Here is a 19,391-nt window from a genome sequence, read left to right as displayed (position 1 = left end):
TCCGCCGAAACCTGCCGAAACGCCTTTTTAGGTGTCGGCGTCTTAAGGCCGTCCTAGAGCAGACCATCCCGGCCGTCACCTTTGGCCGGACACTGCGGCAGGAGCTTCCACCATGTGCGGCATCATCGGCATCGTCGGAATCCAGCCGGTCTCGGATCGTCTGATCGAAAGCCTGAAGCGGCTGGAGTATCGCGGCTATGACTCGGCCGGGATCGCGGCCCAGGTCAACGGCGTGCTGGAGCGTCGCCGCGCGTCCGGCAAGCTGAAGGAACTGGAAAAGGTGCTGGCGGCCAACCCGCTGGAGGCTACGACCGGTATCGGCCACACCCGCTGGGCCACCCACGGCGCCCCGACCGAGGCCAACGCCCACCCGCACATCGCCGGCCGCGTGGCCGTGGTTCACAACGGCATCATCGAGAATTTCGCCGAGCTGAAGGCCGAGCTGATCGCCGCGGGCCGCGTGTTCTCGTCCGAGACCGACACCGAGGTCGTCGCCCATCTGCTGGATTCGGAACTGGCCACGGGCCTGTCGCCCCTGGACGCCTTCAAGGCGACACTGGACCGGCTGTCCGGAGCCTTTGCGCTGTGCGTCCTGATCTCTGGCGAGGACGAGGTCATCCTGGCGGCGCGGAACGGCCCGCCCCTGGCCGTCGGTCATGGCGACGGGGAGATGTTCATCGGCTCCGACGGCCTGGCGCTGGGGCCCTTCACCAACAAGATCACCTATCTGGAAGACGGCGACTACGTCATCGCCACCCACGGCGGGGCCCGGATCTTCGACGCTTCGGGCAAGGAGGTCGCGCGCGCGGTCAAGACCGTGCCCGCCTCCGCCGTCCTGATGGAAAAGGGCAACTACCGGCACTTCATGGAAAAGGAGATCCATGACCAGCCGGAGGGATGCCAGCGCACCATCGCGGCCTATGTCGACACCCTGACGGGGCGGACGACCGTTGAGGGGGTGGACTTCGCCGCCATCGACCGCATCCAGATCGTCGCCTGCGGCACCTCCTGGATCGCCGGGATGATCGGTCGGTACCTGATCGAACAGCTGGCCGACCTGCCCGTGGACGTCGAGATCGCCTCGGAGTTCCGCTACCGGAGCCCCGCGCTTCGGCCCAACGCCCTGGCCATCGCCATGTCGCAGTCGGGCGAGACCGCCGACACCCTCGCCGCCTTCCGCCATTGCGCCCAGGCGGGGATGAAGACGGCGGCTATCGTCAATGCGACCGAGTCAACGATCGCCCGCGAGGCTGATGTCGTCTGGCCGATCCATTGCGGACCGGAGATCGGCGTCGCTTCGACCAAGGCCTTCACCGCCCAGGTCTCGGTCATGATCGCCCTCGCCATCGCGGCCGCCCGGGCGCGCGGCCGGATCGACGCGATCGAGGAGCAGCGGCTGGTCCGCGTCCTGCTGGAGGCGCCGCGCCTGATCGCCGAGGCCATCGGGCTTGAGGACGCGCTGAAGGATATCGCCTCCGAGATCGCCAAGGCGCGGGACGTCCTCTACCTCGGTCGCGGCCCGATGTCGGCCCTGGCCCTGGAGGGCGCGCTGAAGCTGAAGGAAATCAGCTACATCCATGCCGAGGGCTATGCCGCCGGGGAGCTGAAGCACGGCCCGATCGCCCTGGTGGACGAAGCGACGCCGGTCATCATCCTCGCCCCTTACGACAGCTGGTTCGAGAAATCGGCCTCGAACATGAGCGAGGTCATGGCGCGCGGCGGGCAGGTGGTCTTCATCACAGACCCGGAGGGCGCGAAACACGCCCCGGCGGGCGCCAGGGTCGTGGTCACGGCCCCGGCCTGCGATCCCCTGATCTCGGCGCTCGTGATGTCCGCCCCTATCCAGCTGCTGGCCTATCACGTGGCCGTGGTGAAGGGCGCCGACGTCGATCAGCCGAGAAACCTGGCGAAGTCGGTCACCGTCGAATAGCGATTTTACCGTCAACGGGGCTACGAAACGCCGGCGCATGCGTTAGGCTCCCGCCGCTGTCAGGGGAGCCTCATGACCACATCGCCGTCCCGCGTCCGCAAGGCCGTCCTGCCCGTCGCCGGTCTGGGCACCCGGGTCCTGCCCGCCGCCAAGACGACGCCCAAGAACATGCTGAACGTGTTCGACCGGCCGATCCTGTCGCACATCGTCGAAGAGGCCCGCGCCTCGGGCATCGAGCACATGATCTTTGTGGTCGGGCGGGGCCAGTCCTCGATCGAGGACTATTTCGACCACGCCTATGAGATGGAGGCCATCCTCAAGGCCAAGGGCAAGGACGACATCCTGACTTCGGTCGTCGCCGACCTGCCAAGGCCCGGGGAGATGAGCTTCGTGCGCCAGATGGCGCCTCTGGGTCTCGGCCATGCCGTCTTCTGCGCCCGCGACCTGATCGGTGACGAGCCCTTCGCCGTCATCCTGGCCGACATGCTGATGATGGCCGACACACCCGCCCTGAAACAGGCCATCGACGCCCATGAAAAGACCGGCGGCAATGTCGTCGTGGTCGAACCGGCGCCCGAGGGCGAGACCCACAAATACGGCATCGTGGCCCTGGACGGACGAGAAGGGCGCCTGAACCGGATGACCGGCATGGTCGAGAAGCCGCCGCTGGGGACCGAGCCGTCGAACCTGTTCATCTCGGGCCGCTATGTGCTGACGCCCGACATCTTTCCCCTGCTGGCCGACCAGCAGACGGGGGCGGGCGGCGAGATCCAGCTGACCGACGCCATGGCGCGGCTGATGCAGGTCAAGGACTTCCACGCCCTGGAGTACGAAGGAACGACCTTCGACTGCGGCGACCCCGTCGGCCTGCTTCGGGCCAACGTCGCCTATGGCTTGAAGCATGCGGGCCTGGGCGCTGCGGCCCGCGCGGCGATAGCGCCCCTGCTTTAGCCAACCGCTCCGCTTTGCTCCGCCCCGCGCCTTCGGCTAGGCAGGGTCCGGGTAGAGGAAGACGATGATGAAGGTACTGGTTCTGGGCGGCGACGGCTTCTGCGGCTGGCCCACGGCGCTGCATCTGTCGGCGCGCGGCTGGGATGTGATCGTCGTCGACAACCTCAGCCGCCGGAACATCGACAACGAGCTGGAGGTCCAGTCCCTGACGCCCATCCGGACCATGGGCGAGCGGATCGCCGCGTGGAGGGAGGTCTCGGGTCGCGAGATCGGCTTCGTCAACATGACGGTCGGCAAGGAGTTCGACCGCCTCGTCGCCCTGATCAAGGACGAAAAGCCCGACTCGGTCGTCCATTTCGCCGAACAGCGGGCCGCCCCCTATTCGATGAAGTCGGCGCGGCACAAGATTTACACCGTCGACAACAACCTCAACGCCACCAACCATCTGCTGGCCGCGATCGTGGAGAGCGGGCTGGACGTCCACCTGGCCCATCTCGGGACCATGGGAGTCTATGGCTACACCACCGCCGGGCTGCGGATTCCGGAAGGCTATCTGAAGGTCACGGTCCAGACCGATTTCGGCCCGACCGAGCAGGAGATCCTGTTCCCGCCCAACCCGGGCTCGATCTATCACATGACCAAGACCCAGGACGCCCTGCTGTTCCAGTTCTACGCCAAGAACGACGGGGTCCGGATCACCGACCTGCATCAGGGTATCGTCTGGGGCGCACAGACCGAAGAAACCCGACAGGACGAGCGGCTGATCAACCGGTTCGACTATGACGGCGACTACGGCACCGTCCTGAACCGGTTCCTGATGCAGGGGGCGCTCGGCTACCCCCTCACCGTGCACGGCACGGGTGGCCAGACGCGGGCCTTCATCCACATCCAGGACACGGTCCGCTGCGTCGAACTGGCGCTGAAGAATCCGCCTGAGAAGGGCGAACGGGTCAAGATCCTCAACCAGATGACCGAGAGCCGCCGGGTCCGTGACCTGGCCGCCATGGTCGCCGGGATGACGGGCGCCGAGATCCACAATGTCGCCAATCCGCGTCTTGAGGCAGACGAGAACGAGCTGGTCGTGGCCAACGACCAGTTCAGGGACCTGGGCCTGAAGCCGATCACCCTCGCCGAGGGGCTGATGGCCGACGTCACCGACATCGCCCGGCGCTACGCCGACCGCGCCGACCGGACCAAGATCCCCTGCGTCTCCGCCTGGAATGGCAAGCGGGCGGACGCGCTCCGGACCGCGTCGGAGCCGACATCCACCCCGACGCCCGCCAAGGCGCGGGTCGGCTGATCCCCGAAATGGCGCAAAAGTCCCTGCTGGTTTTCGGCGCCGGCTATCTCGGCCGGGCCGTTCTGATCGGGGCGAAGGCGCGCGGCCTGTCCGTGGCGGCGACGTCGCGAGACCCGGAGCGCCGGGCCGGGCTTGAGGCCGACGGCATCACCGCCGTCGATCCTGCAGACACGACGGCCCTCGCGGCTGCGGTCGGTCAGGCCTCCGCCATCCTCGTAACCGCTCCGCCGGAAGGCCACGGCTGCCCCGGGGCGAAGGTTCTCCTGCCCGCCCTGACGGAAGCGGGCGCCTATCCCGACTGGATCGGCTACGTTTCCTCGACCGCCGTCTATGGCGACCGCGACGGCGGCTGGGTGTTCGAGGACGACGCCCTGAACGCCGCCAGCCTGGAGGGCGCTCGCCGAGTCCGGGCCGAAGCGGACTGGCTCGACGCGGGCCGAGGCATGGGTCTGACGGTGCAGGTGTTCCGCCTGCCGGCCATCTACGGCCCCGGCCGGTCGGTGGTGGACCGCCTGCGCGACGGCTCCGCGCGGATCGTGAAAAAGCCGGGCCAGATATTCAATCGAGTCCATGTCGACGACGCCGTCTCCGGCCTGTTCGCCTCGATGGACCGGCCCCGGCCGGGCGCGGCCTATAACCTTGTCGACGACGCGCCGTCGCCGGTGGATCTCGTCATGGCCGACGCGGCCCGGCGCATGGGCCTGCCGCAACCGCGCGAGGTCGACTGGACCGATCCGTCGGTATCGGAGGGGATGCGGCGGTTCTATCTCGACTCGAAACGCATCTCGAACGCCCGCGCCAAGGCCGAACTGGGCTGGCGACCCGCCTATCCGTCCTGGCGCGAGGGGCTGGAGGCGATCCTCGCCTCCAGCTGAGCCTCATCCCACCCGCGGGGTCTTCAGCCTGCGCTTGTTCGCATGCGTTTCCGGCGCCGTGCCCAGGGCCTCCGGGATCTCGCCCTTGAAGTAGAACCGCTGCCAAGCCTCCTTGGCCGCATCCGGGTCGCCGGAGGCGAGGCGGGTGTTGAAGTCGGTGCGCTGGCGGTTCCAGGCCTCGAACTGGCCCTTCATCACGGGATTGGACTCCAGCGTCCGGATCACGGGCTGGACCGCCTCCATCTTGCGGTGCTCGACCAGGTGGATGAAGCAGAAGGGCTCGCCACGCTCGAACTTCACGCGGCCCGGCCGGGTGAACAGCCAGTTCATGGTGAAGGGGAAGGGCAGCCAGTCGGTCTCGATCAGCCCGACGAGGGGCTGGATCCCGTCCTTCATATGGTTGGGCGAGCCCGAACAGATCATCCCCCAGCCCGGCGGCGTGCGGAACAGATACTGGGGATGCATGGTCAGGACCCCGCGCGAGAAGTGCGAGGTGACGAAATGATCCAGCTCGGGCTGGGGCCGCTCGGGCGTGATGGTGATGTCGGCCTGCGACGGCCCGCCGTTCCATTCCGCCGTGAAGGTGAAGGGGCACAGGATCTCCCACCCCGTCGTATTGGCCATGGTCAGGGGCAGGCAGCGATAGGGATGCCGGCTGACGAACGCATCCATCCAGTTCCGCGACTGGCGCCCGGGCACCAGATCCGGCGGCCGGGCCGACATGGGATAGCATTCCAGTTCCAAGGCGACGCTCCGGGCGGTATCGAACGGAACCACTCCTAGCCCGGCCGGACATGACCGCTCAACCACTGCATAATCGCGACACCCTGCTAGCCTGGATGGCCGAGCGCGGGATCGGGCAGACGACGCACGACCATCCGGCCGTCTTCACCGTCGACGAGGGTCACGAGATCAAGGCCGCCCTGCCGGGCGCCCACACCAAGAACCTGTTCCTCAAGGACAAGAAGGGCCGGCTGTGGCTGATTTCGGCGCGTCAGGACACGGTCATCGACCTCAAGGCCGCGCCCCGGACCATCGGCTCGGACCGGGTGTCGTTCGGCAATGAGGTTCTGATGGTCGAGACCCTGGGCGTGCGGCCCGGGTCGGTCACGGCCCTGGGACTGATCAACGATGTGGAGCGGCGCGTGACCTTCGTCATCGACAGGCGGCTGTGGGACGCCGACATCGTCAACTTCCACCCCCTAACCAATACGGCGACCACGGCCCTGTCGCAGGCTGCGTTCCGGCGGTTCATGAGTGAGATCGGGCGCGAGCCGCTGGTGATCGACTTCTCCGCAGACTTGCCGCCGGCCGCCCCCGCGACCATCTGAGCCCTTCCGCGTTACCGACCCTGAGCCGCATAGAGATCCGATGACCCTCGCCGACACCCCGACCTCCGCCGACGACCTGATCAAGGACGGCTCCGACGGCGGCTTCATGGACGACGTGATCGCCCAGTCGAAGATCCAGCCGGTCATCGTCGACTTCTGGGCCACCTGGTGCGGCCCGTGCCGGACCCTGACCCCGGCGCTCGAAAAACAGGTCCGGGCGGCCGGAGGCGCGGTCAAACTGGTCAAGATCGACGTCGACAAGAACCCCGCCTACGCCGGCCAGCTGCGGGTCCAGTCGATCCCGACCGTCTATGCCTTCGTCGACGGCCAGCCAGTCGACGGCTTCCAGGGCGCGGTGCCGGAAAGCCAGATCAAGGCCTTCATCGAGAAGCTGTCCGGCGGCGCCGGCGTCAACACCGACGTCGAGCAGCTTCTGGCCCTGGGCGAGGAATCGCTGGGCCTCGATGATTTCGGCGGCGCGGCCCAGGCCTTCGCCCACGTCCTGACCATGGAGCCCGAGAACCAGAAGGCCATCGCCGGCATGGCGCGGGTCTATCTGGCCGGCGGCGACGCCGATCAGGCGCGCCAGACCATCGCCATGGCCCCGCAGGACTCGACCGAGCCCTCCGTCGTGACCGTCCGCGCCCAGCTGGCCTTGTCGTCGAGCGCCCCGACCGGCGAGACCGCCGCGCTGGTGGCCAAGGTGGCGGTCGACCCGACCGATCATCAGGCCCGCTACGACCTGGCCCTGGCCCAGGCGGCCGAGGGCGACCTGAAGAGCGCGGCGACCAGCCTGCTCGACATCGTCGCCGCCGACCGCGACTGGAACGATCAGGCTGCGAGAAAGCAGTTGCTGGTCGTGTTCGAGGCCGCCGGCCTGTCGTCCGACATTGCAAAGGACGGGCGTCGTCGCCTGTCCTCCATTCTGTTTTCCTGAAGGACGTTCGATGGCCCAAGGCTATGTAAAGGTCGTCGACCTGCCGCAGGTGATCCCGGTCTTTCCGCTGCCTGGGGCCATCCTTTTGCCGCGCGGTCAGCTGCCGCTGAACATCTTCGAGCCGCGCTATCTGAACATGATCGACGACGCCATGGCCGGCGAGCGGATGCTGGGCATGATCCAGCCGACCGGCGGTTCGGCCCAGCTGCCCAGCCTGTCGGCGGTCGGGTGCGCCGGACGAATCACCAGTTTCGCCGAGACCTCGGACGGCCGCTACCTGATCACCCTGACCGGAATCGCCCGGTTCCGCGTGACCAGTGAACTGCCGAGCCAGACCCCCTATCGCCAGGTCCGCGCCGCCTTCGCCCCGTTCGAGGCCGACCTGTCGGCGCCGCACGGGGGCGAGGCCTTCGACCGTCCGGCCTTCCTCGCCGGGTTGAAACACTATCTCGAGCGCCGTCAGCTGGAGATCGACTGGGAGACCGCAGAGGCCGCGCCCCAGGAGGCCCTGATCAACAGCCTGTCCATGGCCCTGCCGTTCGAGCCCGCCGAGAAACAGGCCCTTCTGGAGTCGCCCGCGCTGGACGACCGTGTCGACGTCCTCACTGCCCTGATGCGCATCGACGCCGCCGAGACCGGCGACGGCGACACGCCGGCATCAATGCAGTAGACCGACGCCATCACCGATCCAGCAGAGGACCGGGCTCAAGCAGCAAGCGCCCGCGGCGCGAGCGGTAGCCCTCTACAAAAATGAGCGATGCCTTTCACACCCCGTCATCGGTCGATCCGCGCCTGCTGGAGGTGCTGGTCTGTCCGGTCACGCGCGGTCGCCTCGAGTATGACCGCGAGGCCAATGAGCTGATCTCCAAAGGGGCCAAGCTGGCCTTCCCGATCCGCGACGGCGTGCCGATCATGCTGCCGGAAGAGGCGCGGTCGCTGGACTAGACATCCTCCCCCAACGGGGGAGGGGGACCACGAAGTGGTGGAGGGGGCCAGCTGCACTCACCGTGTCTGAGGTTGGCCCCCTCCGTCATTCCGCTTCGCTCCATGCCACCTCCCCCGCCGGGGGAGGACTTTAAACCAGCTCGCCCCGCAACAGCTTGGGCAAATCTCCCGTCGCGCCGCCGGCCTCGCGCATGAAGGCGCGGCGCAGGGGGGCGATGCGGTTGACGGCGGCCATGCCCAGGTCGCGCGTCAGGCGCACCGGCGGCAGATCGTTTGAAAACAGCCGCACGAAGCCGTCGAAACCGGCCGCCAGGGCCACATTGTCGAACCGGCGCCAGCGGGCGTAGCGGTCCAGCACCACCGCAGAGCCGATGTCCTCCCCCAGCCGCATCGCCTCGATCAGAACCTCGGCGAGGGCGGCGGCGTCCTTGAGGCCCATGTTCAGGCCCTGGCCCGCGACCGGATGCACCCCGTGGGCCGCGTCGCCGATCAGGGCGGTGCGCGGGGCGGTCAGTGTCGTCGCCAGCTCCAGCGACAGCGGATAGACGAAGCGCGGCCCCTCCGGCGTCGCGCCGTCGAGAAACTCGCCGAAGCGACGGGTCAGGTGCGACTGGAAGGCCTCGTCCGAACAGGCCTTCAGGGCGTCGGCCGCCCGGGTGGTTTCGGTCCAGACCAGGCTGGCGCGCTGTTCCGTCAGGGGCAGGATGGCGAACGGGCCGCCGGGCAGGAAATACTCGTGGGCGACATTGCCGTGATCGCGGCCGAGCCGGACCGTGGCCACCACGCCCGACTGGCCGTAGCCCCAGCCGACTGTCTCGATCCCGGCCGCCTTGCGCACCTTCGACCCGCGCCCCTCGGCGCCGACGACCACCGGGGCGCTGAGGACCGATCCGTCGGCGAGGGTCACTCGCGCGGCGGCGTGCGTCTGTTCGACCCCGACCACCGAGCCCGGCGTGCGCAGATCGATGTCGGTCGCCGCCACCGCCTCGGCCAGCGCCGAACGGATGCGCCGGTTCTCGACCATATAGCCCAGCGGTTCACCGCCGTTGGCGTCGCCGATCTCGTCGGCGTCGAAGCGCAGGAAGGCCGGCGAGGCGGCTTTCGACGCCGCGCCGGGACGCCGTCCGTCGGTGACCAGAATCCGGTCCATCCGGCAGGCGTGCGGCCGCATGGCTTCGCCGACGCCCAGCGCATCCAGCATCCGGAACGTCGACCAGGCGATCGCCGTCGACCGGCCGTCGAACGCCGGCGCCAGCTGGGCCGGGAACGGCTGGGGATCGATCATGGCGACCCTCAACCCGCCGCGCGCCGCCGCCAGGGCGAACGCCGCCCCCGCCATGCCGGCTCCGGCGATGATGACGTCATGGGTATGGGGGGAGGACATGCCCGCTTGTCGCGCCGCCCGGGCCGCACGTCCAGTGGCGTGCGGTCGCAGGCGCGGTGACTGGCGGCTCGTGACTGGTGGCTGAAGCACGACCCACCCACGCGCCACCAATCACCAGCCACCCCTCCCTGGTAAACAGCCCCTTAACCCTGGGCCTGCGACACTGGCCTCCAAGTCCGTCCGGAGCTTCTGCATGTCCGCAGCCCTCGCCATCAGCCAGCGCGCCGTCCAGGGCGCCCTCATGATCTGGGACGCGCCCTTCATGGTGCGTTTTCGCGGCGTGCTGCAGGCCCTGCTGGCGACCCTGCTGGTCGTGGCCCTCGTGTCATGGAACCCGGCCGATCCGAGCCTGAACGCCGCCGCGTCGACCGCCCCGACCAACTGGCTGGGCGCCAACGGGGCCCTGTTTGCCGACCTGTTCATGCAGTCCTTGGGCCTCGCCGCCTGGCCGGCCGCCGCCCTGACGGTGGCCTTCGGCCTCGCCGCCGCGATCGGCGACGCGATCCAGCAGCGCCTCAAGCCTACGGCGCTGAAGGCGCTGGCCGCCTCGGGCGGCGTCCTCAGCCTGTCCGCCGCCCTCTCGGCCCTCGCCGCGCCGACCGCCTGGCCGCTGGCCGCCGGCCTCGGGGGCCTGTGGGGCGACGGGGTCATCGGACTGGTCGATTCCGGTTTCCGCGCCCTGGGCGTGCCCGGCGGCAGCATCATCGGGGGCATAGCCTTCCTCGCGTTCGGTCTGTGGGCCTGTGGCTACGCCGTGGGTCTGCGCCTCAGCGACTTCGCCGAGGGCGTCGCCTGGGCCTCCGGCCTGCGCCGTCCGGCCGAGCCGGTCACGCCGGTGCGTCGCCGTCCCGTCCGGCCCGAGCCGGGAACCGAGCCCACGCCGGTCCGCGCGCCCCGCCGTGCACCGAAGCTGGAACTGCCCGATTACGACGAGGCCGAGGCCGAGGCCGACACGCCCCTGCCCTGGGACGAGCCGGTCCACACCCCGGCCTACGCCGCTCCGCGCGCCGCCGAGAACGAGATCAAGGTCGCTGCGCCCAAGCCTGCCAAGACCTCGAAGAAGACGCTCGACGACGACCAGGCCGTGTTCGACTTCGTCCGGCCGGAAGGCGACTTCTCCCTGCCGCCGCTCGGCATGCTGGCCAAACCCCAGGCCCGCGTCGGCATGGTCGACGAGACGGCCCTGAAACAGAACGCCAGGATGCTGGAAGGCGTGCTGGCCGAATTCGGGGTCAAGGGCGTCATCGACCAGATCCGCCCCGGCCCGGTCGTCACCCTGTACGAACTGGTCCCTGCGCCCGGGGTGAAGCACGGCCGCGTCGTCGCCCTGTCCGACGACATCGCCCGCTCGATGTCGGCGCGCGCCTGCCGCATCAGCGTCGTGCCGAACCGCAACGCCATCGGCATCGAACTGCCGAACCTGAAGCGCGAGACCGTCTATCTGAGGGACCTTCTGGCCTCGTCCGAATACGGCAAGCCGGCCCACATCCTGCCGCTGGCTCTGGGCGAAACGATCGGCGGCGACCCCTATGTCGCCGACCTGGCCCGGATGCCGCACCTTCTGATCGCCGGCACCACCGGCTCGGGCAAGTCGGTGGGGGTCAACGCCATGATCCTGTCGATCCTGTACCGGCTGTCGCCCGCAGAATGCCGCTTCATCATGATCGACCCCAAGATGCTGGAGCTGTCGGTCTATGACGGCATTCCGCACCTGCTGGCGCCCGTCGTCACCGATCCGAAGAAGGCCGTCGTCGCCCTGAAATGGACGGTGCGCGAGATGGAGGACCGCTATCGCCGGATGTCCAAGCTCGGGGTCCGCAACGTCGCCAGCTACAACGAGCGCGCCATCGAGGCCCAGAAGAAGGGCGAGCATTTCGAGCGCACGGTCCAGACCGGCTTCGACGACCAGGGCCGCCCGATCTTCGAATCCGAGAAGATCCGGCCCGAACCCATGCCCTATCTGGTCGTGGTCATGGACGAGATGGCCGACCTGATGCTGGTCGCCGGCAAGGACGTGGAGGGGGCGGTCCAGCGTCTGGCCCAGATGGCCCGCGCCGCCGGGATCCACCTGATCATGGCGACCCAGCGCCCGTCGGTGGACGTCATCACGGGCACCATCAAGGCCAACTTCCCGACCCGGATCTCCTTCCAGGTCACCTCCAAGATCGACAGCCGCACCATCCTGGGGGAACAGGGCGGCGAACAGCTGCTGGGCCAGGGCGACATGCTCTACATGGCCGGCGGCGGCCGCATTACCCGCCTGCACGGCCCGTTCGTGACGGACCAGGAGGTCGAGGAGGTCTGCAAACACCTGCGCTCGCAGGCCGAGCCTGACTATCTGGACCTGATCACCGACGACCCGGACGGCGACGGCGACAATGCGATGGACGAGGGCGGCGGATCGTCCGGCGACGACCTCTACGACCGCGCCGTGGCTGTGGTGACCCGCGACCGCAAGGCCTCGACCTCCTACGTCCAGCGCCGCCTGCAGATCGGCTACAACCGCGCCGCCTCCCTGATCGAGCGGATGGAGCAGGAAGGCGTCGTTTCGGCCGCCAACCATGCGGGCAAGCGGGATATCCTGGCGGGTCCGCCGCCGATGGCGTGAGGTCGCGCGGGAACCAACGAGCCTGAACAGGGCTTCATCCCGCCGCCGGAATAAGGTCTAGCTCGCGTCATCGCGATGCCGCGCCGACCCGTCACAACGGCGACATCGAAAATCGTCCCGTCCCCCGGTCGAGCCGGAGGATGACGAAGGGAGAAAGACGACCATGACCCTGTCACGCAGAGACCTCGGCTTCGGCCTCGCCGCCATTGCCGGTCTGTCCAGCATAGGGGCCGCCCTGCCCGCGTCCGCCCAGACGGCCCTGTCGGCCGAGGACCGCGCCACCCTGGCCACGGCCCAGACCTATCTGCAGAACCTGACCTCGGCCCAGGGCAATTTTGTCGAGACCGGCGCCGGCGGCCAGCGCCGCGAGGGCCGCTTCTACCTGCAGCGTCCGGGCAAGATGCGGTTCGAGTACACCAATCCGGCGGGCCTTCTGGTCGTGTCGGACGGAAACAACGTCAAACGCTACGATCCCCGCCTGAACGTCTTTCGCCAGGTGCCGCTGGGCATGACGCCCCTGTCGACCTTCCTGGCGCGCAACGTCCGCCTCGATCAGGGCGTCCGCATCGACCGCGTCACCCGGATGCAGTCGGGCGCCTTCGCCATCACCGCCCGCGATGAGCGTCGCCCCAACGAAGGATCGGTCATCCTGGCCTTCGCCGGCAGCCCGCTGCGGCTGCAGGAATGGACGATCACGGATGCTCAGGGGTCACGCACCCGCACCCAGCTGACCAGCCTGACGCCGGCCTCGGGACTGGCCTCCAGCCTGTTCCGCCTGACCGATCCGACCCGTCGTCCCGGCCGAAATTGACGGCTTAACGAATCGTGAACCGTGTTCTGACGATCACAGGCAATCGCTCTCGTCGACCATTTGACTAATTCGCCGAGGCGTGACATTTTGATCGCAGGGCGGCGGCGGCCGCTCCTTCGCCCTCGGACCTCATCCCCTCCCGACGGCGGCGAGAGAGAAACAAACTGGACCCTCCGGCGCAACGCGTCGGAGGGTTTTTTGCAGCTTTCTGGCGCTATCGCTCGCCGCGCGGCGGCTCCCTGCTTGAGCGCGGGCGCGCTTCCGCTAGACGGGGCCCATGCTTCGCATCGCCACCTGGAACATCAACTCCGTCCGCCTGCGCATCGACCAGGTCGCGCGGTTCGTCGCCGAGGCGAACATAGACGTCCTGTGCCTGCAGGAGATCAAATGCCTGGAGGACCAGTTCCCCCGGAACGGCTTCGTCGACATGGGTCTGCCCCACCTGAAGATCGCGGGTCAGAAGGGCTGGCACGGCGTCGCCATCGCCTCGCGCCTGCCGATCGAACACTCGGACACCTTCCAGGCCTGCAAACTGGGCCACGCCCGCTGCGTCTCGGCGCGGATCTCGGGGGTCGACATCCAGAATTTCTACATCCCCGCCGGCGGCGACGTGCCGGACCGCGAGGCGAACCCGAAATTCGATCACAAGATGGATTTCTACGAACAGCTGACCACGACGATCGCCAGCCAGGACCGTTCGGCGCGCCTGCTGATGTGCGGCGACTTCAACATCGCCCCCTCGGAGTTCGACGTCTGGAACCACCGCTATATGTCGAAGATCGTCAGCCACACCCCGCTGGAGGTCGAGACCCTGAACCGGCTGCAGGCGGCGGGCGGCTTCCATGACGTGGTCCGTGCCGCCTATCCCGAACCCCAGAAGCTGGCGTCCTGGTGGAGCTACCGCGCCGAAGACTTCCGCAAGTCGGCGCGCGGCCTGCGTCTCGACCACATCTGGACCTCGCCGGGCCTGACCCCGTCGGTCGTGCCTGGCTCGGCGATCATCCACGAGCCGGTGCGGGCGTGGGAACAGCCCAGTGACCACTGCCCGATCACGGTCGATCTGGACGTCTGACCCCGACCTCTAGAACGGGAAGAAGATCGGAATGGCGACCATGGCCGCGACCCAGGTCACCAGGTTCAGCGGCAGGCCGACGCGGACGAAGTCCATGTAGCTGTACCCGCCCATGTTGAAGACCAGCACATTGGTCTGATAGCCGAACGGGGTGGCGAAGGCGGCCGAGGCGGCCATCATGACGCAGACCAGGAAGGGGCGCGGATCCACGCCCAGGCTCTCGGCCAGGGCCACGGCGATCGGGGTGATCAGCACGGCCACCGTCGCATTGGACAGCAGCTCCGTCGCAAACAGGGTCACGCCGTAGAGGACGATGAGCGCGCCCAGCGGCCCCATCGGCCGGATCACGTGAATGAGGGCGCCGGCCCCCGTCGCGGCCAGTCCGGTGACCTCGATCGCCGTGCCGACCACGACCATCCCCGCGATCAGCAGCAGGATCTCGGGTCTCAACCCGGCATAGGCCTCTTCGGGCGTAATGACGCGGCACAGGATCAGGGCCACCGCCCCGGCGAAGGCCGAGGCCGCGATCGGCGCCCATCCCAGCGCCGCGGAAGCGATGACGAGGGCGAAGATCGCCAGCGAGATCATCGCCGGTCTCAGGCGAAACGGCAGGTCCGCGGCTCCGTACAGGGCCACGTCTCCAAGATGGGCGTCGCCCGAGCCGTCCGACTGGTTGCGGGATTCCCCGAGGCGCGGCAGGCCAAAGGGCAGCAGCCGGCGGCGCTGGCGGTTCTTCGCCTCAGCCTCGGCGCGCCGACGGCCCTCCTCGATCAGCGCGAGGCGCGCAGACTCGGCCTCGTCCTCGGCCACCGCGCGACCCAGCTGGCGCGCGCCGACGAAATAGAGCCACAGCGCGCCGGCCACGGCGATGAACAGGCCCACCGGAGTGATCTCGAACAGGCTGAAGACCGGCTGTCCCGCGTTCCGCGCCATGTCGTTGACCAGCAGGTTGGTCGACGTCCCGATGAGCGTCAGCAGCCCTCCCAGGACGGTCACATGGCTGAGCGGCATGAGGAACCGCTTGGGCGACAGATGCAGGGATTTCGCCACGTCGCGGATGACGGGCGCGGCCAGCACGACAACTGGCGTGTTGTTCAGAAAGCCGCCGACCGAGCCGCACAGGCCGATGACGATCCAGATCCCCGTCGCCCCGATCCTGGCGGCGAGCTGGGTCGCCTGGCGGATCAGCAGGCCCAGCAGACCGGAAAGCTCGATGGCGTAGGCGATGACGAACAGGCCGGCGAGGGCGATGACGGCCGGGCTCGCGAAGGCGCCCTGCACCTCGACCGGCCGCACGACCCCGAGCAGCAGCAGGACGGCGGCGCCGGTCAGGGCGACGACGTCGGCGCGGACCTTGCCATGGATCAGGACGCCGACCACGCCGACAAGCACCGCGAGGGCGGCGATCTGATCGAAGGTCATGGACCCGTGCAGACCGCTCGGGAGCGCGGACGTCAACCTTTTTCAGGCCCCGGACCCCGAAACAGCGAACCCGTGCTAGACTTGACCTATGCCCGCACCGACCGTGTTGCTTCGCCCGTCGGCCCTCGTGCTCGCGGCGACCGCCCTGCTTCTTTCGGGATGTGAGAGGGAGGAAGCCGCGACGCCGCCGCCAACGACCACGCCTCCGACGGCCGAACCTGCGGCGGCGCCGGCCGCGCCCGCCCCGACCCTGGATCGCGCCGGCCTGTTGCAGGCCATGGACGCGGCGGCCTCGGCCTATGCCGCAGGCCGGGCGCCGGAGGTCTCGCTGGCCGGGCGGCGCTTCATCATTCGAGAGGCGTTCGGCTGTGCGGGCGAGACTGCGCCGCCTGTGGAAACGGCCCCCGGAAACGGTCTTGCGACCTGGTCGTGGGGGCTGCAACGCGAAAGCCTGAAACTGGTCATGGCCCCGGGCGACTGGACGGATTCGCCGTTGCTGGCAGGGGGCGCCGACAGCTGGGAAGCGGCCGAGGGCTTCTGGATATCCCGGCCCTGGTTGAGAGGTGACGGTTGTCCGGCCGTGGGGGGCGACCCCCTCGCGAGCGGCCCGGTGGCTCCGTCGCCCCAGTCCGTCGGCCTTGCCGCGGTGTTCGAGCAGGACGGCTCGCGGCTGGGCCGCCGCAACGGTCGCGCCTACGCGTTCACCGTCCGCGGCGAGGGCGAACAGCCCCCCGCAGCGCCCGTTGCCGGCTATCGTCTGGTGCTGGAAGGACGGATGGCCGCGTTCGCTGACGGGCGCGCCATTCGTTGCCGGGCCGCCTCAATTGATCAACGGCCGGTCTGCATCGGCGCAGTTCAGCTCGATCGGGTGGCATTCGAGACGGCTGACGGCGCCAACCTGTCGGAATGGCGGGTCGGAGGCTGACGGCTACGGCTGCAGCCGGTACCCGCCCGCATCGGTCAGCAAGAGGCGCGCCTGGCCGGGCTCGGGCTCGATCTTCTGACGCAGGCGATAGATGTGGGTTTCCAGCGTGTGGGTCGTGACCCCGGCGTTATAGCCCCAGACCTCGGTCAGCAGCTCCTCGCGCGACACCGGCTTGGCGCCGGCGCGATAGAGGTATTTGAGGATATTGGTTTCCTTCTCGGTCAGCCGGATCTTCTTGCCCTTGGGATCGACCAGAACCTTCCCGGCCGGGCGGAATGAATAGGGGCCGATCTGGAAGACGGCGTCCTCGGACTGTTCGTGACTGCGCAGATGGGCGCGGATCCGGGCCAGCAGGACGGCGAAACGGAAGGGCTTGGTCACATAGTCGTTGGCGCCAGAGTCGAGACCCAGAACCGTGTCGGCGTCCGAATCCTGGGCCGTCAGCATGATGACGGGGGTCGAGACCCCGTCCTTGCGCAGCAGGCGGCAGGCCTCGCGGCCGTCCATGTCGGGCAGGTCGACGTCGAGCAGGATCAGGTCGGCTCGGATCTCGCGACCCAGGCGCACGCCCTCCGTGGCCGTTGAGGCCTGGACGGTCTTGAACTCCTCGTGCAGCGCCAGCTGTTCGGCCAGGGCTTCGCGCAGGTCGTCGTCGTCGTCGATGATGAGCAGGGTCTTGGCTGTGGGCATCTGTCTAGAATGGCGAGGCTTGGCCCGAACGCCAAGGCGGTGAACCAATTTGGTTCGGAATCAGCCTCTAGAGGGCGCGAAAGCCGGGTTTCGTTCCCCGAACAACGCCGATCCGACCCGAACGTGTGTAGCGCCGAGCCGGATCGCGGCCTCGTAGTCGGCGCTCATCCCCATCGACAGGACCTTCAGCCCGTTGCGTTCGGCGATCCGGGCCAGAAGCGCGAAATGCAGGATCGGCTCCTCAGCGGCGGGCGGAATGGCCATCAGGCCTTCGACGATCAAACCCTCCGCGCGGGCGGCCGCGATCAGGGCGTCGGCGTCGCGAGGAGCCACTCCGGCCTTCTGCTCTTCCTCGCCGGTGTTGACCTGAACCAGCAAACGGGGCGAGCGGCCGGTCTTCTGCGAGGCGGAGGCCAGGGCGCCGATCAGTTTCGGGCGATCCAGGGTCTCGATGACATCGAACAGAGCGACGGCGTCCTCGGCCTTGTTGGACTGGAGCGGGCCGATCAGACGAAGTTCCAGATCGGGCAGGCCCCGTTTCTGAAGACTGGCCCGTCGGTCGGTCCAGCGCCCCTGCGCCTCCTGCACGCGGTTCTCGCCGAACACCCGCAGGCCGGCGGTCAGGGCGGCGTCGATGGCCTCATCCGGCTGGGTCTTGGAGACGGCGGTCAGGGTGATCGCGGCCGGGTCGCGGCCCGCCGCCTTCGCCGCCGCCGTCATGCGCGCCCGGATCGCGCCGAGGCGAGCGGCGAAACCGACATCAGTGGACGGCAGGCTCGAAGCGGAGGATGAGGCGGCCATGGAGTTTCCGGAGACGACGGAAGAGGGAGCCCGGCTGTGGGCCATGGCGCAGGGCTTAGCCCGGGCGGCGGACGCTGTCAGGGGGGGCATGCGGTCGCGGGTCCCGCCGATGCTGCTGTTCACCGACCCGGAGCGGACCCCCAGGCCCTGGGAGATCGCGGCGCGGATGCCTGCGGGATCAGGGGTGGTCTACCGGTCGTTCGGGGCTCAGGACGCGCGGGAGACGGCCGAACGGCTTCGCGCCGTGACGCGGGCGCGCGGCATGACCCTGTTGATCGGGCTCGATGCCGGACTGGCGGATCGGGTCGCCGCTGACGGCCTGCATCTGCCCGAACGCGCGCTGTCTGCGGCCTACGCCCTGTCGGGACGGCGACCGGACTGGATTCTGACGGGGGCGGCCCATTCCGTTGAGGCGGCACGAGCCGCGCGGGATCTCGACGCCGTCGTCCTGTCGCCGATCTTTCCGGCAGGCGGGGCTTCGGCCGACAGGCCGGTCCTCGGCGTCGAGGCTCTGATCGAGGCGTCAGCCGGTCACGCGCGAATCATCGCTCTCGGCGGGATTACGGCCGGGCGATCGGGCGAATTGCGGGAATCAGGCGCTTACGGACTGGCGGCGATAAGCGGGTTGGCTGGAGCGTTCGCGCCCTAGAAGCGGAAAAGCGTTTCCAGACGCACGCGCGGCTGGGCGCGGCGGTCGGTCTCGGGGGCGCGGGCCGGGTCCTGTTCGGGCGTGGCGAGGCCGGCGGCGGCGCCGACGCGCAGACGCGGCGACAGGCGGTAATAGGCGCCGGCTTCGACATCGCCCCATTCGGCTTCGCGGCCGACAGGCTGGTTCAGGTTGAAATCCAGGCCCCAGCGGCCGTTCTGATTCCAGCGCAGGCCGCGACGCGGTGCGGCGGGTGTGGTCGAACGCTGGGCGGTGGACGCTTCGGCCAGGGTCACGACAGGCGCGCGCGACCGGGTCTGGGCCGACGCTTCGCCTGCGACGCTGACGAGAGCGACAAGACCGAAAGAGGCAGCGAGGATCGCCGACAGACGCATTTCCAACCCTTCGACCCGGCGTTTCTCGCCGGACCCTTGTTCCTGAACCCGATGTTTCCACCGTGAGCCCGCCGATTAGACACCGGTAGTCCGCCCGGTCAACGCAACGAGGCCTAACGAACCCGGTTCCAGGGACTCTTGCATCCGCCTGTGGCGCAAGCGTCACGCGAAGTCGGCTGGAAGGTGTTCGCCGTGTTGGAGAAATGGTCATGCGGCCCCGAAGCCGCAAGCAACCGCGGATACGGATGGCCTCGGCTGTGGATTGCCTTGTCATCGCCCCTTTTGGGCGTGTTATAGAGCCGCGCTTGGCGAACGGTCGGGGACCGTCGCGCCTTTGCGCCCGCCGCCCGCATCGGGTCCGGCGGGTC

General features: G+C 68.6%; 19 protein-coding genes. 13 read left to right on the top strand and 6 right to left on the bottom strand.

Annotation, left to right across the window (positions count from 1 at the left end; genetic code table 11):
• Positions 1 to 112: 112 nt before the first annotated feature.
• From glmS to RMO01_RS00580, 4 genes are all read left to right on the top strand, one after another.
• Positions 113 to 1,930 carry a glutamine--fructose-6-phosphate transaminase (isomerizing) gene (gene glmS, locus RMO01_RS00595; RefSeq protein WP_309627108.1) on the top strand — a complete coding sequence of 606 codons (1,818 nt, stop codon included), beginning with the start codon at positions 113 to 115 and terminating at the stop codon, positions 1,928 to 1,930.
• A 72-nt stretch (positions 1,931 to 2,002) separates the two neighbouring features.
• Complete coding sequence (locus tag RMO01_RS00590) at positions 2,003 to 2,881, top strand: UTP--glucose-1-phosphate uridylyltransferase (protein ID WP_309627107.1); 879 nt, start codon at positions 2,003 to 2,005, stop codon at positions 2,879 to 2,881.
• Positions 2,882 to 2,948: 67 nt separating this feature from the next.
• Positions 2,949 to 4,181 (top strand): NAD-dependent epimerase/dehydratase family protein, encoded by a 1,233-nt coding sequence (locus tag RMO01_RS00585; protein ID WP_409013023.1) that lies wholly within the window; start codon positions 2,949 to 2,951, stop codon positions 4,179 to 4,181.
• Positions 4,182 to 4,189: 8 nt separating this feature from the next.
• Positions 4,190 to 5,056, top strand: a complete 867-nt coding sequence (locus tag RMO01_RS00580) for an NAD-dependent epimerase/dehydratase family protein (RefSeq protein ID WP_309627105.1) — start codon at positions 4,190 to 4,192, stop codon at positions 5,054 to 5,056.
• Positions 5,057 to 5,059: 3 nt separating this feature from the next.
• Here the strand turns inward: RMO01_RS00580 and RMO01_RS00575 are convergent, their stop codons facing one another.
• Positions 5,060 to 5,800 carry a DUF6065 family protein gene (locus tag RMO01_RS00575; RefSeq protein ID WP_309627104.1) on the bottom strand — a complete coding sequence of 247 codons (741 nt, stop codon included), beginning with the start codon at positions 5,798 to 5,800 and terminating at the stop codon, positions 5,060 to 5,062.
• Positions 5,801 to 5,850: 50 nt separating this feature from the next.
• Between RMO01_RS00575 and RMO01_RS00570 the strand changes: the two genes are divergently transcribed.
• The 4 genes from RMO01_RS00570 (at position 5,851) to RMO01_RS00555 (ending at position 8,269) form a co-directional block, all read left to right on the top strand.
• Positions 5,851 to 6,387, top strand: coding sequence for a prolyl-tRNA synthetase associated domain-containing protein (locus tag RMO01_RS00570; protein WP_309627103.1), 537 nt, complete (start codon positions 5,851 to 5,853; stop codon positions 6,385 to 6,387).
• A gap of 40 nt (positions 6,388 to 6,427) precedes the next feature.
• The gene (locus RMO01_RS00565; protein WP_309627102.1) at positions 6,428 to 7,324 is read left to right on the top strand and encodes a co-chaperone YbbN; all 897 of its coding nucleotides are present in this window, start codon (positions 6,428 to 6,430) and stop codon (positions 7,322 to 7,324) included.
• A 10-nt stretch (positions 7,325 to 7,334) separates the two neighbouring features.
• Complete coding sequence (locus tag RMO01_RS00560) at positions 7,335 to 7,994, top strand: LON peptidase substrate-binding domain-containing protein (protein WP_309627101.1); 660 nt, start codon at positions 7,335 to 7,337, stop codon at positions 7,992 to 7,994.
• Between the two features lie 80 nt (positions 7,995 to 8,074).
• Complete coding sequence (locus RMO01_RS00555) at positions 8,075 to 8,269, top strand: Trm112 family protein (RefSeq protein ID WP_309627100.1); 195 nt, start codon at positions 8,075 to 8,077, stop codon at positions 8,267 to 8,269.
• A gap of 130 nt (positions 8,270 to 8,399) precedes the next feature.
• On the opposite strand, the gene RMO01_RS00550 is transcribed toward RMO01_RS00555, so the two are convergent.
• Positions 8,400 to 9,653 (bottom strand): UbiH/UbiF/VisC/COQ6 family ubiquinone biosynthesis hydroxylase, encoded by a 1,254-nt coding sequence (locus tag RMO01_RS00550; protein WP_309627099.1) that lies wholly within the window; start codon positions 9,651 to 9,653, stop codon positions 8,400 to 8,402.
• A gap of 193 nt (positions 9,654 to 9,846) precedes the next feature.
• On the opposite strand from RMO01_RS00550, the gene RMO01_RS00545 reads away from it, so the two are divergent.
• From RMO01_RS00545 to xth, 3 genes are all read left to right on the top strand, one after another.
• Entirely contained in the window at positions 9,847 to 12,261 is a 2,415-nt protein-coding gene (locus RMO01_RS00545; protein ID WP_309627098.1) for a DNA translocase FtsK 4TM domain-containing protein, read from the top strand.
• Between the two features lie 163 nt (positions 12,262 to 12,424).
• Positions 12,425 to 13,072 carry an outer membrane lipoprotein carrier protein LolA gene (locus tag RMO01_RS00540; protein WP_309627097.1) on the top strand — a complete coding sequence of 216 codons (648 nt, stop codon included), beginning with the start codon at positions 12,425 to 12,427 and terminating at the stop codon, positions 13,070 to 13,072.
• Between the two features lie 277 nt (positions 13,073 to 13,349).
• A complete protein-coding gene (gene xth / locus RMO01_RS00535) occupies positions 13,350 to 14,144 on the top strand; it encodes an exodeoxyribonuclease III (protein WP_309627096.1) in 795 nt (264 codons plus the stop codon).
• 9 nt (positions 14,145 to 14,153) lie between these two features.
• Here xth and RMO01_RS00530 read toward each other — a convergent pair whose 3' ends face one another.
• On the bottom strand, positions 14,154 to 15,566 hold the full coding sequence (locus RMO01_RS00530; RefSeq protein WP_309627095.1) for an SLC13 family permease: 1,413 nt from the start codon (positions 15,564 to 15,566) through the stop codon (positions 14,154 to 14,156).
• A gap of 88 nt (positions 15,567 to 15,654) precedes the next feature.
• Between RMO01_RS00530 and RMO01_RS00525 the strand changes: the two genes are divergently transcribed.
• On the top strand, positions 15,655 to 16,491 hold the full coding sequence (locus RMO01_RS00525; protein ID WP_309627094.1) for a hypothetical protein: 837 nt from the start codon (positions 15,655 to 15,657) through the stop codon (positions 16,489 to 16,491).
• A gap of 3 nt (positions 16,492 to 16,494) precedes the next feature.
• Here RMO01_RS00525 and RMO01_RS00520 read toward each other — a convergent pair whose 3' ends face one another.
• Positions 16,495 to 17,181: a response regulator transcription factor gene (locus RMO01_RS00520; RefSeq protein ID WP_309627093.1), complete on the bottom strand. Its 687-nt coding sequence runs from the start codon at positions 17,179 to 17,181 to the stop codon at positions 16,495 to 16,497.
• A 60-nt stretch (positions 17,182 to 17,241) separates the two neighbouring features.
• Positions 17,242 to 17,982 (bottom strand): YggS family pyridoxal phosphate-dependent enzyme, encoded by a 741-nt coding sequence (locus tag RMO01_RS00515; protein ID WP_309627092.1) that lies wholly within the window; start codon positions 17,980 to 17,982, stop codon positions 17,242 to 17,244.
• Here RMO01_RS00515 and RMO01_RS00510 point away from each other — a divergent pair.
• Complete coding sequence (locus RMO01_RS00510) at positions 17,981 to 18,631, top strand: thiamine phosphate synthase (RefSeq protein WP_309627091.1); 651 nt, start codon at positions 17,981 to 17,983, stop codon at positions 18,629 to 18,631. The genes RMO01_RS00515 and RMO01_RS00510 overlap by 2 nt on opposite strands.
• Here RMO01_RS00510 and RMO01_RS00505 read toward each other — a convergent pair.
• Positions 18,628 to 19,023 carry an NtrZ family periplasmic regulatory protein gene (locus RMO01_RS00505; RefSeq protein ID WP_309627090.1) on the bottom strand — a complete coding sequence of 132 codons (396 nt, stop codon included), beginning with the start codon at positions 19,021 to 19,023 and terminating at the stop codon, positions 18,628 to 18,630. The two genes, RMO01_RS00510 and RMO01_RS00505, sit on opposite strands and share 4 nt — an antisense overlap.
• Between the last annotated feature and the right edge of the window lie 368 nt (positions 19,024 to 19,391).

It is taken from the genome of Brevundimonas sp. (assembly GCF_031412435.1).
Classification (GTDB): domain Bacteria; phylum Pseudomonadota; class Alphaproteobacteria; order Caulobacterales; family Caulobacteraceae; genus Brevundimonas.
The sequence above is the reverse complement of the archived record's forward strand: the minus strand, read 5'-3'. Positions and strand labels throughout refer to the sequence as shown.